The 15173-nt window shown below is 72.8% G+C and carries 14 protein-coding genes; 6 read left to right on the top strand and 8 right to left on the bottom strand.

Going from position 1 to position 15173, the window contains the following annotated elements; translation table 11 throughout:
* The first annotated feature begins 11 nt into the window (after nt 1-11).
* The 5 genes from FHU34_RS30440 to FHU34_RS30420 all read left to right on the top strand — a co-directional run bounded on the left by FHU34_RS30440 (nt 12) and on the right by FHU34_RS30420 (nt 6568).
* Nucleotides 12-2165, top strand: a complete 2154-nt coding sequence (locus tag FHU34_RS30440; RefSeq protein WP_145786075.1) for a 3-hydroxyacyl-CoA dehydrogenase NAD-binding domain-containing protein — start codon at nt 12-14, stop codon at nt 2163-2165.
* On the top strand, nt 2165-3292 hold the full coding sequence (locus tag FHU34_RS30435) for a CaiB/BaiF CoA transferase family protein (RefSeq protein ID WP_145786074.1): 1128 nt from the start codon (nt 2165-2167) through the stop codon (nt 3290-3292). The genes FHU34_RS30440 and FHU34_RS30435 overlap by 1 nt, the downstream gene beginning before the upstream one ends.
* Before the next feature lie 220 nt (nt 3293-3512).
* Nucleotides 3513-4790 carry a DUF2786 domain-containing protein gene (locus tag FHU34_RS30430; RefSeq protein WP_145786073.1) on the top strand — a complete coding sequence of 426 codons (1278 nt, stop codon included), beginning with the start codon at nt 3513-3515 and terminating at the stop codon, nt 4788-4790.
* Nucleotides 4791-4955: 165 nt separating this feature from the next.
* A complete protein-coding gene (locus tag FHU34_RS30425; RefSeq protein WP_244312079.1) occupies nt 4956-5312 on the top strand; it encodes a YciI family protein in 357 nt (118 codons plus the stop codon).
* Entirely contained in the window at nt 5309-6568 is a 1260-nt protein-coding gene (locus tag FHU34_RS30420; RefSeq protein WP_145786071.1) for an RNA polymerase sigma factor, read from the top strand. Before FHU34_RS30425 ends, FHU34_RS30420 begins: the two co-directional genes overlap by 4 nt.
* Nucleotides 6569-6614: 46 nt before the next feature.
* Here the strand turns inward: FHU34_RS30420 and FHU34_RS30415 are convergent, their stop codons facing one another.
* From FHU34_RS30415 to FHU34_RS30385, 7 genes are all read right to left on the bottom strand, one after another.
* A complete protein-coding gene (locus FHU34_RS30415) occupies nt 6615-8072 on the bottom strand; it encodes an alpha/beta hydrolase (RefSeq protein WP_145786070.1) in 1458 nt (485 codons plus the stop codon).
* 111 nt (nt 8073-8183) lie between these two features.
* Nucleotides 8184-8453 carry a hypothetical protein gene (locus tag FHU34_RS30410; RefSeq protein ID WP_145786069.1) on the bottom strand — a complete coding sequence of 90 codons (270 nt, stop codon included), beginning with the start codon at nt 8451-8453 and terminating at the stop codon, nt 8184-8186.
* On the bottom strand, nt 8450-8797 hold the full coding sequence (locus FHU34_RS30405; RefSeq protein WP_145786068.1) for an ArsR/SmtB family transcription factor: 348 nt from the start codon (nt 8795-8797) through the stop codon (nt 8450-8452). The genes FHU34_RS30410 and FHU34_RS30405 overlap by 4 nt, the downstream gene beginning before the upstream one ends.
* A 166-nt stretch (nt 8798-8963) precedes the next feature.
* Nucleotides 8964-9137, bottom strand: a complete 174-nt coding sequence (locus FHU34_RS30400; protein WP_088986618.1) for a CsbD family protein — start codon at nt 9135-9137, stop codon at nt 8964-8966.
* A gap of 74 nt (nt 9138-9211) precedes the next feature.
* On the bottom strand, nt 9212-11467 hold the full coding sequence (locus FHU34_RS30395; RefSeq protein WP_145786067.1) for a heavy metal translocating P-type ATPase: 2256 nt from the start codon (nt 11465-11467) through the stop codon (nt 9212-9214).
* A 12-nt stretch (nt 11468-11479) separates the two neighbouring features.
* Nucleotides 11480-12424, bottom strand: coding sequence for a hypothetical protein (locus tag FHU34_RS30390; RefSeq protein WP_145786066.1), 945 nt, complete (start codon nt 12422-12424; stop codon nt 11480-11482).
* Between the two features lie 13 nt (nt 12425-12437).
* Nucleotides 12438-12647 carry a heavy-metal-associated domain-containing protein gene (locus FHU34_RS30385; protein ID WP_145786065.1) on the bottom strand — a complete coding sequence of 70 codons (210 nt, stop codon included), beginning with the start codon at nt 12645-12647 and terminating at the stop codon, nt 12438-12440.
* An 89-nt stretch (nt 12648-12736) separates the two neighbouring features.
* Between FHU34_RS30385 and FHU34_RS30380 the strand changes: the two genes are divergently transcribed.
* Nucleotides 12737-13033, top strand: coding sequence for a metal-sensitive transcriptional regulator (locus tag FHU34_RS30380; RefSeq protein ID WP_088986622.1), 297 nt, complete (start codon nt 12737-12739; stop codon nt 13031-13033).
* 5 nt (nt 13034-13038) lie between these two features.
* Here FHU34_RS30380 and FHU34_RS30375 read toward each other — a convergent pair whose 3' ends face one another.
* Nucleotides 13039-15099: a heavy metal translocating P-type ATPase gene (locus tag FHU34_RS30375; protein ID WP_145786064.1), complete on the bottom strand. Its 2061-nt coding sequence runs from the start codon at nt 15097-15099 to the stop codon at nt 13039-13041.
* Nucleotides 15100-15173 lie beyond the last annotated feature (74 nt).

The raw sequence follows: 15173 nt of genomic DNA, 5'->3' as shown, positions 1-15173 counted from the left end.
GGAGGACGACAATGACCGACACCATCCGGTACGACCGCGGCGCCGACGGCATCGTCACGCTCACCCTGGACGACCCGACCCAGTCCGCGAACACCATGAACCGGGCGTACGCCGCGTCGATGAGCGCTGCCCTCGACCGGCTGGAGGCCGAGCCCGATCTCGTCGGGGTCATCGTGACCAGCGCGAAGTCGACGTTCTTCGCCGGCGGCGACCTGCCGGAGATGATCAGGGCCACCCGGGCTGACGCGCCAGCGCTGGCCGACCTGCTCGGCACCATCAAACGGGACCTACGCCGGCTGGAGACGCTGGGCCGACCGGTGGTCGCGGCGGTCAACGGATCCGCGCTCGGCGGCGGTCTGGAGATCACCCTCGCCTGCCACCACCGGATCGCGCTGGACGTGCCCGACAGTCGGCTCGGGTTGCCCGAGGTGACACTGGGTCTGCTGCCCGGGGCCGGCGGGGTCACCCGGACGGTACGGATGCTCGGCCTGGCCGGTGCGCTGACCACTGTGCTGCTCACCGGTCGGAGGATGCGACCGGCCGACGCCCTGGCCGCCGGGATCGTGGACGAGGTGGTCGCCACCGAGGCGGAGATGCTGGACCGGGCCCGTGCCTGGATCGCCGCCAACCCCCACCCGAAGCAGCCGTGGGACCGGCCGGACTACCGGATGCCCGGCGGCACCCCGGCCAGCCGCTCACTGGCCGCCCAGTTGCCCGCCTTCCCGGCCACCCTGCGCAAACAGCTCAAGGGCGCCCGGCTGCCCGCACCAGAGGCGATCCTGGCCACCGCCGTCGAAGGCGCACAGGTCGACGTGGACACCGCGCTCACCGTGGAGACCCGGCACCTGATCGGTCTGCTCACCGGGCAGGTCGCCAAGAACATGATCGGGGCGTTCTTCTTCGACCTGAAGGCCGTCAACGGCGGTGCGGCCCGACCGGCAGTGGACGTTGCAGCGGTGCGGCGGGTGGCGGTGCTCGGCGCGGGCATGATGGGCGCGGGCATCGCGTACTCCTGCGCCAGCGCCGGCATCGACGTGGTGGTCAAGGACGTCACGGCGGAGGCCGCCGGGCGGGCCCGGGAGCACGCCGAACTGTTGCTGGCCCGCCGGGTACGCAAGGGTCGGGCCACGGAGGCGGAAGCCCGCGCGGTGCTGGACCGGATCACCACCACCGACCAGGTGGACGCCCTCGCCGGCTGCGACGCGGTCATCGAGGCGGTCTTCGAGGACCCGGCGCTGAAGAAGGCCGTCTTCGCCGAGGTGCTGCCGGTGTTGGCACCCGGCGCGCTGATCGCCTCCAACACGTCCACCCTGCCGATCACCGGGCTGGCCGAGGGGGTGGACCGGCCGGCCGACTTCATCGGCATGCACTTCTTCTCGCCGGTGGACCGGATGCCACTGCTGGAGATCGTGGTCGGTGAGCGCACCGGCGACGCCGCGCTGGCCCGCGCGTTCGACCTGGGTCGACGGATCGGAAAGACCCCGATCGTGGTCAACGACGGTCGGGGCTTCTTCACCAGCCGCGTGATCGGCCAGTTCATGGACGAGGCGATCGGCATGGTCGCCGAGGGCGTCCCCGCCGCGTCGGTGGAGCAGGCCGCGTTGCAGGCCGGCTACCCGACTGGGCCGCTGGCGCTGGCCGACGAGGTGAGCCTCACCCTGATCCAGCGGATCCGCCGTCAGTTCGAGGCCGCCAGCGAGGAGTTCCTGCCGCTGCCGGCGCACCGGCTCGTGGACGAGCTGGTCGACGCGTACGACCGGCCGGGCCGTGCCGCCGGGCGCGGCTTCTACTCGTACGACGACGGCACCCGGGGCCGGTTGTGGCAGGGCCTCGCGGACCTGACCACCGACGCGGGAAGGGCGGTGCCGTTCACCGACCTCCAGGAGCGGATGCTCTTCGCCGAGGCACTCGACGCGCTGCGCTGCCTCGACGAGGGCGTGCTGCGTACCGAGACCGACGCCAACATCGGCTCGATCTTCGGCATCGGCTTCCCCGCGTGGACGGGAGGCGTGATCCGCTACGTCCGGCAGTACGCGGGCGGCCCGGCCGGCTTCGCGGCCCGCGCCACCGAGTTGGCCGACCGCTACGGCGACCGGTTCACGCCGCCCGCCGACCTGGTCGACCGGCTCGCCGCCCGCCCCGCCGAACCAGCTGGCGTCGCGTGATGGCAGCGCGCGGAGGGCCGCTGGCCGGGGTACGGGTCGTCGAACTCGCCAGCCTCGCGCCCGCGCCGTTCGGATGCATGGTGCTCGCCGACCTGGGCGCGGACGTGGTGCGGGTGGACCGGCCGGGCGCACCGGGAGCGGGCCGGCTGGCCGCGCCGACCGGCGGCCCGTTGCAGCGCGGTCGGCGGGTCACCGCGCTGGACCTGAAGACCCCGGACGGCGTGGCCGACCTGTTGCGTCTCACCGACCGGGCGGACGTGCTGGTCGAGGCGTACCGGCCGGGGGTGGCCGAGCGGCTCGGCTTCGGCCCGGAGGTGTGCCAGACCCGCAACCCCCGACTGGTGTACGCGCGGATGACCGGCTGGGGTCAGGACGGCCCGCTGGCCTCCCGAGCCGGGCACGACATCGACTACATCGCCGTCGCCGGGGCGTTGGAGCCGCTGGGGCGCGCGGGCGAGCGCCCGTACGCGCCGATGAACCTGCTCGGCGACTTCGGCGGGGGCGGCATGCTGCTCGCCGTCGGCGTGCTGGCCGCGCTGCTCGAACGGGAACGCTCCGGCGCCGGCCAGGTGGTCGACGCGGCGATGGTGGACGGCTCGGCCCTGCTCACCTCGTTCCTGCACGGGCTGCTCGGCACCGGCCTGTGGGCCGCACCGCGCGGGCGCAACATGTTCGACGGCGGGGCGCCCTTCTACGACACGTACGCCACCTCGGACGGTGGATTCATGGCCGTCGGCGCGATGGAACCCGCCTTCTACGCCGTACTCCTGGCCGGCCTCGACCTCGCCGACGATCCGGACCTGCCCGCGCAGTACGACCCGAGCGGCTGGGAGGAGCTGCGGCGACGGTTCACCGAGCGGTTCGCGGAGCGGACCCGGGACGAGTGGACGGCTGTCTTCGCCGACCTGGACGCCTGCGTCGCGCCAGTGCTCGCACCCGGCGAGGCGCACCGGCACCCGCACAACGCCGCGCGTGACACGTTCGTGGAGGTGGGTGGCGAGATCCAACCGGCACCGGCGCCGCGCTTCGACCGCACGCCGACTGACCGGCCAACCCCGGCACCCGACCCGGAGCAGGACGCCGTGGCGATCGACGAGATCTTGAACGGCTGGCCGCAGCACACCTGACCAGTCAGGTGGTTGCAGGCGTCCGCACAGGGCATTGATCAGCACGGGTTTGGTGAAACCGGGGTGTCCAGTCGAGTGGGATACCGCGACTTCCGGGAAGCCGTGTTGATCAAGAGGTCCGGACTGGTGACATCCCCGTTTCGTGACTCCCGGGCCACGGGCGGCATGATCATGGAGCCTGGAGGGGCAGCGACAGCCAGATCCCGAGAAGGAGGTGCCCGTGCCGGACGCGGACGAACTCGTCGCCAACGCGCTCGCGGCGGTGCGCGGCACTGACGTACGGCAGGCCGAACGGCAGCTGGACCAACTGATGGTCGGCACCGGCGCCGCGGACGGCACCACGGCGGTGGACGCCGCCCTGCTGCGTCGCCTGGTCCGTGGCCTGAGCCGGCTGTGGCCGCGCGGTTGGCAGCCCGTCGACGTGGACCGGATCACCAGTCGACGGCTCGACGCTCACGCGGCCCGGCTGGTCCGCGCCGCGATGGCCGCCCAACGGCGCGACCAGGCCGACCAGGTCCCGGCCTGGTGGGACGACCAGTTGCGCGAGCTGGTGGCCACCGAGGGTGCCGCCGACGGCAGCGTGTTGGCCGGCTGGGCCAGCCGGGAGGGTTTGGACCGGGCCGACGCGCTCCGCACTGCCGTGGACGCTCTCGCGCTTGTGGAGAGCCTGCCGCCGATCGCGGTGCTGCGCCCACCGCCGGGCACGACCGGCGCGGTGACCGCCCGACCGGCGGGAGCGGCCCGCAGCGGGTCACCGATGCTCGACCGGGTACGGGCGTTGCTGGCCAAGGCTGAGTCGACGACCTTCCCGGCCGAGGCGGAGGCGTTGACCGCCAAGGCGCAGGAGTTGATCGCCCGGCACAGCATCGACGAGGCGCTGCTGGCCGCCGGAGCGGAGCGCGGCGACCAGCCCGGCGGGGTACGCCTGAGCACCGATACCCCGTACGCGGGCGCGAAGGCGCTGCTGGTGCAGGAGGTGGCGGCGGCGAACCGGTGCGAGGCGGTCTGGTCCGACGATCTCGGCTTCACCACAGTGCTGGGTTGGCCAGCGGATCTGGTGGCGGTGGAGCTGCTCTACACGTCGCTGCTGGTCCAGGCCACGGCGGCGATGCTGCGTGGGCGGGCCGAGCGCCGGCCGGGGTCGGGGCGGCGGACGAAGGTCTGGGACGAGTCCTTCCTCAACGCGTTCGCGCTGCGGATCGGCGAGCGGCTGCGTACGGCCACCGAGGCGGCGACCGACGCGGCGGACCGGGCGGCGGCCGAGACGGCCGGGGCGGAACGGCTGTTGCCGGTGCTCGCGGCGCGGGGCGAGGCGGTCCGGGAGCGGCTGGACACGCTCTTCCCCGGCGTCACCCGGCATCGACTCAGCGTCCGGGACGCCGAGGGTTGGTCCTCCGGCACGTCGGCCGCCGACCGGGCGTCGTTGGACGTCGGCGGCGGGCGGAAGCCCCGGCAGGTGCCCGGTGGGCCCGACAGGCGCCCACCCGAGCGGCGCTGACCGCACCATCGCCGCCGGCTCGACCGGCGTGGGACCACCACCGGCGGAGATTTCTACGATTTTCTTCGCTGAGCCGTAGGGAACGGGGCGACGACTCCGACCCTCCGGTGAGCCGCGCCCCGACCGGGGTGCGACCGAGGCCTGAGGAGCACCGCTGTGAAGTACATGCTGCTGATCTGGAACCGGCCCGGCTTCACCGAGGAGCTGACCGAGCAGGACCGCACCGCCCTGTTCGGCGAGGTCGACGAGATCATGAAAGAGCTGACCGAGACCGGCGAGTTGGTCGACGGTCAGGCGTTGGCCAACCCGGCGCAGACGTTGACGGTCCGGCTCGTCGGCGGCAGCACGGAGGTCGTCGACGGGCCGTTCATGGAGAGCAAGGAGCAGTTCGCCGGTTACCTGACCGTCGACTGCGACAGCCCGCAGCGGGCCGCCGAGATCGCCGCCCTCTGGCCGGACGTGCGCTTCGGCGGTGCGATGGAGGTCCGCCCGATCATGGAGCAGGCCGGGACGGAAATGTGACCGACGACCGGACGGTCGAGGACCTGCTGCGCACGCTCGCGCCGCAGGTCCTCGGCCTGCTGGTCCGCCGACACGGCCAGTTCGACAGGTGCGAGGACGCGGTCCAGGAGGCGCTGCTCGCCGCCGCGATGCAGTGGCCCGGGCAGGGCGTACCGGACAATCCCCGCGCCTGGCTGCTCACCGTGGCCACCCGCCGGCTCACCGACGAGTGGCGCAGCGAGAGCGCCCGCCGGGACCGCGAGGTGGCGGTGGCGTTGCGGGAGCCGGCGTACGCCGGGGTGTCGCCGCCGGCCGACGAGGAGCCGGCGGTGCCGGAGGCCGACGACACCCTGACCCTGCTCTTCCTCTGCTGCCACCCGGCGCTGACCGGATCGGCGCAGGTGACGCTCACCCTGCGCGCGGTCGGTGGTCTCAGCACCGCCCAGATCGCCCGCGCGCACCTGGTGCCGGAGGCGACGATGAGCCAGCGGATCCGCCGCGCGAAGCAGCGGATCGAGGCCGCCGGCGCCCGGTTCGACATGCCCGCGCCGGGTGAGCGGGCGGAACGCCTGCGGACGGTGCTGCGGGTGCTCTACCTGATCTTCAACGAGGGGTACACCGCGTCCAGCGGGCCGGATCTGCACCGGGCCGACCTGACCGCCGAGGCGATCCGGCTGGCCCGCATCCTGCACGGGCTGCTGCCCGACGACGGTGAGGTGGCCGGTTTGCTGGCACTCATGCTGCTCACCGACGCGCACCGGGCGGCCCGACTCGGCGCGGACGGGGAGCTGGTGCCGCTGGCCGAGCAGGACCGCACCCGGTGGGACGCCGCCGCCATCGCGGAGGGGATCGCCCTGATCACGGAGGCGTTGACCTGGTCGCCGCCGGGCCCGTACCAGCTCCAGGCGGCGATCGCCGCTGTGCACGCTGAGGCGTCGACGGCGGCGGAGACGGACTGGCGGCAGATCGTCGCGCTCTACCGGCTGCTGGCCCGGATCGCCCCGAACCCGATGGTCACCCTCAACCAGGCGGTGGCGGTGGCCATGGTGGACGGGCCCCGCGCCGGGCTCGCTCTGCTCACCGCGCTGGATGCCGACGAGCGCACCGCCGGGCATCACCGGCTCGCCGCCGTACGGGCGCACCTGCTGGAGCTGGCCGGTGAGCCCGGTGCGGCGCGGGACGCGTACCTGGCGGCGGCACGCGGCACCACGAGCCTGCCCGAGCAGCGCTACCTGGAGTTGCGGGCCGCCCGCCTGACGGGACGACGCGCACCTTAGGTCTTCGGGGCGGCGCGGACGTGTGCGCGTTCGCCCTGCTTGCCGCTCAGACTTCGGGCTCGACGGCCGGGCAGCTGGCATCCCGGGCCGGCACCACCCGGTCGATCAGGTAGTCGTCGACGATCTGCTGCACGCACGGGCTGGTGGTGTAGCTGCCATGCCCCCACCCCTGGTAGGTGAGCAGCACGCCGTTTCGGCCCAACTGCCGGGCCACGTTACGAGCCCAGCCGTAGCCGCTCGCCGGGTCGTGCACTGTGGCGGCGATCAGCAGCGGCACGTCGGTGCGGACCCGCAACCGGTGCTGCGGGTTGGCTACCGGCGTCCGGGCGCCCAGGCAGGTGACCAGGGCAAAGAGCGCGGGCGGGTAGCGCAGGTCGGGCGCGAGCTGCCCGCTGCGGCGCACATGTCCGACGTACTCGCGGTAGTCGCGGACCGGCAGGTTCCAGTCCTGGCAGAAGACCGCGAAGGGGTACGGAGCCACGGCCTCATTCGACAGCGTGTCGACGCGCGGAGTGCCGGGGCCGTCCAGCCGGACGATCCACTCGGCGAGCCCTGGCCACCGCCACGTGTCGTAGAGCTGCTTGTGGGCGAGGCGGCTCAGCTCGAACGGGGCGAGCGCCGCGCCGGCCCGGTCCGGGTCGGTCAGCGTGCCCTGCTCCGCCCTTGAGTGCAGCCCGGCCCAGAGTGCCCGCACGTCATGATCGTGCAGGACACAGTCGGCGGAGCGGGCACACCAGGCCAGGAACTCGTCGAACGCGTCCTCGGCGGTGACGGCCTGGGTGTCCAGGAAGGCGCGGGTGTCGAGGCTGTGGTCCATGGCGGCCTCCAACACCATGGCCCGGACCCGGCCGGGGAACAGCTCGGCGTACCGCTGCCCGAGCAGGGTGCCGTACGAGCTGCCGTGGAAGGTGAGCTGGCGCTCGCCGAGCGCGGCACGGATCGCATCCAGGTCACGGGCGGCGCTTGTGGTGTCGACGTGGTCGTAGAGCGCCCCGGTGCGAGCCCGACAGTCGGCGCGCAGCAGCGCGTTGTTGGCCAGTGTGGCGTCGAAGTGAGCCTGGTCGGTGATCACCTGTGGTTGCCGGCCGAGCAGCTCCCGGGAACAGATCACCGGGTGGCTGCGTCCGGTGCCGCGCGGGTCGAAGCTGACGATGTCGAACCGGCGGCGCAGGTCTGCGCTGAACCGTGAGCTGCCGTCCACCACCCGGTCGACGCCGCTGTCGCCCGGTCCGCCGGGGCCGAAGACCAGCACACCTTCCCGAGCGGCCGGATCGGCGATCCGACGGGCCAACTCCAGCTCGAAGCGCTCACCCCGTGGTCGGTGCCAGTCCACCGGCAGCGACAGGGTGCCGCACTCGGCGGTGGCGTCCTTGGCACAGGGCCGCCAGTCGATCGTCGGGCCGGGTTGCGGTCGGGCGGCGGCGGGGGTCGCCGGGGTCAGGCCGGTGGCCGTGAGGGCCACTGCGACCGCCCAGCCGACGGCGGATTTGCGTACGCGCAGCATGAGGTGCTGTCCTCTCCTGGAAGGAGCGTTGCCGGTGAAACTCGCCCACTGGGCGAGGTGATGCTCTTCACCCGGGCCGTCGAGTAGCCGCTCGACGGCCCGGGGCCCGTGTCAGTCGACCTCGGTCAGGACCCGTTCGACACCGTTCATCCGGGTCTCCATCCCGCCCAGCCGAGCCTCCATCGCCGCGAGCAGCCGGGCGTTCTCCGCCTGGGCCCGAGCGGCCGTCTCGGCGAGCTGGCGGTAGTCGTCCGCGCGGGCCGCCTCGTACCGGGCCCGCCGGGTCTTGGCGAGTTGCACGACCGTCACCGTGAACACGCTGATGATCAGGGCGAAGATGCCGATCGCGCCGACCACCTCGGTCCAGTCGTGCTCGCTCATCGCTGCGCTCCTGGCTGCTCGGCCGAGTCGGGCACTGTCAGCGTCTCGGCCGCCGCCGCGATGACCTGGGGAGTGAGTGTGAGCACGAACGGCTCCACCTCGTAGTAGTTCATGGCCTTCCCGTCCTCCGACAACTCCAGGCGAGCGGTGACCAGCCCGGCCGCCGCCAGCTTCCGTAGGTGGACCTGCAACAACGCTCGGCTGATGCCCAGCTGCCGAGCCAGCCCGCTGACGTACGCGCGCTCGCGGGACAGCGCGGCGACGACCCGCAGCCGATGTGGGTTGGCCAGGGCGGCCAGCACCCGGACCAGGTCGTCGCCGGTCGGCGGTGCAGCGCTGCTCATAACAAGCCCTCGCACATGCAAAAAGAAGCTAGCAGGTACGGGCACGCGGCGGTGGGAAGCGGCCACGGAATCAGGGGGATCTCAGGGGCGGGCGGAAAACACCCGGACACACAGCACGCCGGGCCGGTGAAAGATCACCGACCCGGCGTGCGGAGTACGTCGTACGTCAGCTCTTGAAGGCGTCCTTGATCTTCTCGCCGGCCTGCTTGAGCTTGGCCGTCGACTGGTCAGCGCGACCCTCGGCCTCGAGCTGCTCGTTGTCGGTGGCCCGACCGGCGCCTTCCTTCAGCTTGCCGGCCGCGTCCTCGGTGGCGTTGTTGATCTTGTCGTCGAAACCCATTGCCAACCTCCATCGCAAGCGTCGCTACGACACCAGCAGTACCCCCGTCGTCACCGGTCCAACCATTACCGCCGTCACAGTCCGCGATCGACAGTGGCCGACCGGAACCGACGCAGTCGCAGACTGTTGGCCACCACGAAGACCGAGGACAGCGCCATGGTCGCGCCGGCGATCATCGGGTTGAGCAGTCCTGCGGCGGCCAGCGGCAGGGCCGCCACGTTGTAGCCGAAGGCCCAGAACAAGTTCCCGCGGATGATGCCGAGCGTGCGTCGGGACAATCGGATGGCGTCCACAGCGGCGTCCAGGTCACCCCGCACGAGAGTGAGGTCGGACGCCTCGATCGCCACGTCGGTGCCGGTGCCCATGGCCAACCCGAGGTCGGCCTGGGCCAGCGCCGGAGCGTCGTTGACCCCGTCACCGACCATCGCCACCGACCGTCCCTCGGCCTGGAGCCGCTTCACCACGTCGACCTTGCCAGCCGGCAACACCTCGGCGATCACCTCGTCGATGCCCACCTCGGCGGCGACCGCCCGGGCCACCGTGGTGTTGTCCCCGGTCAGCAGGACCGGGTTGAGCCCCAGCGCGCGTAGCCGGGCAACCGCCGACCGACTGGTCGGCCGAACCACGTCGGCGACCGCGAGCACACCCCGGGCCTGTCCGTCCCAGCCGGCCACGATCGCCGTCCGGCCGGCGGCCTCCGCCTCGCTGACCGCCCACTCGACCTCCGGCGGTACGTCGATCTGCCCCTCGCGCAGCAGGCGAGCTCGGCCGACCAGTACGACCCGCCCGTCCACGGTGCCGGTCACGCCCAACCCTTCGAGGTTGCGGAAACCGGTCACCGAAGGCAGCGCGCCGGCCTCGGCGGCACCCGCGGCGACCGCCCGGGCGATCGGGTGCTCGGAGGCGGCCTCCACCGCGCCGGCGAGCCGGAGCAACTCGGCCCGGTCCTCCCCACTCGCGGGCACCACGTCCACCAGTGACATCCGGCCGGTCGTGACAGTGCCGGTCTTGTCCAGCACCACGGTGTCCACCCGGCGGGTCGACTCCAGCACCTCCGGCCCCTTGATCAGCACACCGAGTTGGGCACCCCGACCGGTGCCGACCAGTAGGGCCGTCGGGGTGGCCAGGCCGAGCGCACAGGGGCAGGCGATGATCAGCACGGCCACGGCCGCGGTGAACGCGGCGGTCGGGCCGGCTCCGGTGCCGAGCCACCAGCCGAGGGTGCCGACGGAGAGCGTGATGACGATCGGCACGAAGACACCGGAGATCCGGTCCGCCAACCGTTGCACGGCCGCCTTGCCGCTCTGCGCCTGCTCGACCAGGTCGGCCATTCGGGCGAGCTGGGTGTCCGCACCGACCCGGGTCGCGGTGACGACCAGCCGCCCGCCCGCGTTGATGGTGGCACCGACGACGCCGTCCCCGGGGCCGACCTCGACCGGCACCGACTCACCGGTGAGCATGCTGGCGTCGACGGCGGAGGTGCCCTCGTCGACCACCCCGTCGGTGGCGATCTTCTCCCCGGGACGGACCACGAACCGGTCACCGACGGCGAGCCGGTCCACCGGGATCAGGGTCTCCACCCCATCCCGCAGCACCGCCACCTCGCGGGCGCCCAGTTCGAGCAGGGCACGCAGGGCCGCGCCGGCGGTGCGCTTGGACCGGGCCTCGAAGTAGCGCCCGGCCAGGATGAACACCGTCACCCCGGCGGCCGCCTCCAGGTAGATGTTGCCGGCGCCGTCGGTGCGGGTGATGTCGAAACGGAACGGGTGCGTCATCCCGGGCATGCCGGCGTCACCGAGGAACAACGCCCAGAGCGACCAGCCGAACGCGGCCAGCGTGCCGAGCGACACCAGGGTGTCCATCGTCGCCGCGCCGTGCCGCAGGTTGGTCCAGGCGGCCCGGTGGAACGGCAACCCGCCCCAGACCACCACCGGGGCGGCCAGGGTCAGCGACAGCCACTGCCAGTAGTCGAACTGCCAGGCCGGGACCATGGCCAGCAGCACCACCGGCACGCTCAGCGCCACCGAGACCCAGAGCCGGTTACGCGGACCCTTCAGCGGATCCACCGCCTGCTCCTCGGTCGGCGGGCTGGGCAGCGCAGCCGTGTAGCCGGTCTTCTGCACTGTCTCGATGAGGTCGTCCGGCGTGACGCCGTCGACGTACCGGACCGTCGCCTTCTCGGTGGCGTAGTTGACTGTGGCGCTCACGCCGTCCATCCGGTTGAGCTTCTTCTCGATCCGGGCGGCGCAGGCGGCGCAGGTCATCCCGCCGATCGCCAACTCGATCCGGTTGGGTGCCTCGGGTAGCTGTCTGCTGCTGGTGGTGGTCATCGTCTGGTCCCGTCAGTTGTGCCCGTGCCCGGGGGTGCCGTGGTCGGCGCCTCCGGTCGGCGCGGGTCCGCTCGGGCTGGGAACGACCCCGGTCGAGGTGCCGTCGGTGACGACTGTGAACTCGGCGGTGTGCACCGCCCCGCCGTGCCGGAAGTCGAGGTAGAGCCGGTAGCTGCCGGCCGACGGCACCTCGGCGAGGAAGGTGACCGCCGGGCCGGGCCGCGTCCGCCCGTCCCCCGGTGTCCCGTCCGGGTGTACGTGCAGGTACGCCAGATCACCTCGGCGTAGCGCCACCAGGTGCCCGTACGCGCCCAGGTAGGGCTCCAGGTCGGTGACCGGCTGACCGTCCCGACTCACGCTGAGGGTCAACTCTGACGTGCGGCCGGGCTGCGGAGCGCCGGTCAGGGTCACCGTGTAGCCGTCGACGGTGGTGCTGGTCGAGGGTGCCGGCAGTGGTCGTTCGGTCAGCTCGCCGGGGACTGTCACGTCCACACCGAGGGTCAGCGGCTCCGCCCCGGTCGGGGCGAAGTCGGCGAAGGCCCGCCACTGCCCGGCGCCGGCCAGCGGGGTGTCGACCCGCCAGGTGCCGTCCGGGGCCAACTCGGGGTGCACGTGGCGGAAGCCGGAGAGGTCCCGCCGGGCGACGATCAGGTGCATCCGCTTGTCGTGCGCCACGTCGTAGCGTGTCACCGGGCGTCCGTCCGGCCCGACGATCCGGAAGGCGAACTCGTCGGCCGGAGCGTCGACAGTTTCGAGGGTGTAGCCACGGTCGGAGACGAGCAGACCGCCGGGGAGGCGATCGGTGGTCCCGCCCGCGCCGGTCGCGGGAGCCGCGCCTTCGTCGTGCCGGCTCTCGGCCGCCGGGGCGCGGTCGACCACCCGACCGATCCCGTACGTGGTGCCGAAGACCGCCGCCAGGCCGACGGCGAACCCGGCCAACTTCGTCACGGTGCGCATGGCGGCCCTCCGATCACGCGTCGACGAGGTTGTAGCCGGCCTCGTCGACGGCGGCCCGGACGACCTCGGTGTCCAACGGCTGGTCGCTGTCGACGGTGACCCGGCCGGTGGCGAGGTCGACCTGGACGTCGTGCACGCCCGCGATGCCGCCGACCTCGGCGGTGACCGCGCTGACGCAGTGCCCACAGGTCATGCCCTGCACCTGGTACGTCGTGTTGACCATCAGAACGTCTCCTTACCGGTACGGGGTGGGGGTATCCCCACCGGAAGCGACCGTACCATACCCCCGGGGGGTAGGCTATCCTTGCCGGCATGACCACACCCGCCCCGATCCGGGGGTACACCGCCAGCAAGGACCAGCTGCTCGCGCGACTCCGCCGTGTCGAGGGGCAGGTCCGCGGCATCGAGAAGATGGTCGACGACGACCGTTACTGCATCGACGTACTCACCCAGATATCCGCGATCCAGGCCGCCCTCGACAAGGTGGCGCTCGGGCTGCTCGACGGGCACGCCCGGCACTGCATGCACGAAGGGGCGGCCGAGGGCCGGGCCGACGAGATGGCCACCGAGATGATGGCGGCGGTTGGCCGGCTGATGAAGCGCGGCTGACCCCCTCAGTCGCTGTCGAGACGGACCCGGCGGAGCAACTGCGCGTTGAGCGCCACCACGATGGTGGACGCGGACATCAACACCGCCGCCACCGCTGGGCTCAACGCCACACCGGCCCACGCCAGCACCCCCGCCGCCAGCGGCAGCGCCACCACGTTGTAGCCCGCCGCCCAGGCCAGGTTCTGACGCATCGTGCGGTACGACGCCCGGGACAGGCGGACCACGGCGCCCACCCCGCGCGGGTCCGACGACGCCAGCACCACTCCGGCGGACTCGATCGCCACGTCGGTGCCCGCGCCGATCGCGATGCCGACGTCCGCCCGGGCCAACGCCGGCGCGTCGTTCACCCCGTCGCCGACCATCGCCACCGTCAACCCCCGCCGTTGCAGGTCGGCCACCCGCTCGTCCTTCTCCGCCGGCAGCACCTCCGCGAAGACCTCGTCGACGCCGGGCCGGAAGCCGAGTTCGGCCGCGACCGCCTCCGCCACCGGGCGGGCGTCACCCGTGATCATGGCGATGGTCCGGACACCCTCGGCGCGCAGCTCGTCGACGGCCCGCCGGGCCTCCGGGCGCACCTCGTCGGTCAGCGCGAACGCGCCGAGCACGGCCTCCGGCAGCCGTACCAGGTGCAGCACCGCAGCGCCCCGAGCCGACCACCCGTCGGTCGCCGCCTCCAGCTCGTACGGGAGTGACAGACCCAGTTCCCGCAGCAGCGCCGCACCGCCCACGGCGTACTCCGTACCGTCGATTGTCGCCCGCACACCGCGGCCCGGCAGCGACCGGAACCCGGCGGCCGGGAGCGGGCCGGCAGACCCGGCCGCCGCCACGATCGCGCGGGCCAGCGGATGCTCGCTGTCCGACTCGACGCCCGCCGCGATCCGCAGCACCTCGTCCCGCTCGGTGCCCGGCACCGTCGCCACGTCGGTCACCACGTGTTCGCCCCGGGTCAGCGTGCCGGTCTTGTCGAAGAGCACCGCGCCCACGGTCCGCATCCGCTCCAACGCCAACCGGTCCTTCACCAGGATCCCGGACCGCGCGGCCAACGCGGTGGAGAGCGCGACGACGAGAGGAATGGCGAGACCGAGGGCGTGTGGGCAGGCGATCACCAGGACGGTGACCGCGCGGACCACCGCCTCGTCGGGTCGACCGAGCGCGGCCCAGACCAGCACGGTCAGCACGGCCGTGCCGGTGGCGACGTAGAACAGCGCGGCGGCGAACCGGTCGGCCAGCAGTTGGGCCCGCCCGCCGGAACCCTGGGCCTGCGCGACCATCCGCTGGATGCCGGCGAGCGCGGTCTGCTCACCCAGCGCCTCGACGCGTACCCGGATCGCCGAGTCGGTGGCCACCGTGCCGGCCACCACCCGGTCACCCGCGGACCGGGCGACCGGCCGTGACTCACCGGTGATCATCGACTCGTCCAACTCGGCGTCACCGTCGACGATGCGGCCATCCGCCGGCACCCGACCGCCCGGGCGGACCAGCACTACGTCACCGACCCGCAGGTCGGACACCGCCACCGCCTCGACCTGTCCGTCCGCCGCGACGCGCTCGGTCTCGTCCGGCAGCAGCGCGGCCAGCGCCGCGAGCGCTCCCCGGGCCTGCCCGATGGCCTTCATCTCCTGCCAGTGGCCGAGCAGCATGATGGTGACCAGGGCGGCCAACTCCCACCAGAAGTCCAGGTCGAAGGCGCCCACGCTGGTCGCCAGGGACGCGGCGTAGGCGACGGTGATCGCCATCGCGACCAGCAGCATCATCCCGGGCGCGCGGTCCCGCACCTCCCGCACCACACCCACGAGGAACGGCCAGCCGCCCCACCAGAACACCACCGAGCCGAGCACCGGGCCCACCCACGAGCGGCCGGGTACGTCCCAACCCAGGCCCAACTGATCCCACACCAGGTGGCTGGTCAGGACCACCGGGACCGTGAGAGCCAGACAGATCCAGAAGCGCCGACGGAACATCTCGGGATCGTGCCCGGCGTGCTTGTCGTGCCCGGCGTGCTTGTCGTGCTGCGGTGACGCGGCCGGGGCGTGCTGGCCGGGGTCGGGCGGTGACGGCACGGGCATGTCTCCACGATGCCGGTCCGGGAACCGCCACGCGGGCGGTTCCACCACCGACACTCCGTCACGACCTGCATCCC

Origin of the sequence: Micromonospora taraxaci (assembly GCF_007830095.1) — a bacterium.
Taxonomy (GTDB): Bacteria; Actinomycetota; Actinomycetes; order Mycobacteriales; family Micromonosporaceae; genus Micromonospora; species Micromonospora taraxaci.
Note: the sequence above shows the minus strand (reverse complement) of the source record. Positions and strands in the feature narration are given on the sequence as shown.